Genomic DNA, 240 nt, shown 5'->3' on the forward strand with positions numbered 1-240 from the left:
GTGCCCTTTACTTTTTTGCGGTGCATCGCCTTCACGGCAAGCACCCTTCGGTTTTCCACGACCGATTCCCTTATTTCATCCAAAAAATCCAAAGATTGGTAGCGACCCAAGGCAGCTCCAAAACTTTGGTTGATTTTGCCACGAACCTCGTTGATCTGTGTGCGTATGTGTCGAAGGTCCACCGAGGCTGAATCCTTGATTTCGCCAAATTTATCGATTACGTCATCAATGGCTTCGGTG

The 240-nt window shown here is 47.9% G+C and carries 1 pseudogene; it reads right to left on the minus strand.

Features of this window, described 5'->3' with window-relative positions:
* Nucleotides 1-240: pseudogene (locus ACRHNM_RS17960) on the minus strand (endonuclease MutS2); the annotation flags it as partial.

Source organism: Psychroserpens mesophilus (assembly GCF_050617655.1).
In the GTDB taxonomy this organism is placed as follows: Bacteria; Bacteroidota; Bacteroidia; order Flavobacteriales; family Flavobacteriaceae; genus Psychroserpens; species Psychroserpens mesophilus_A.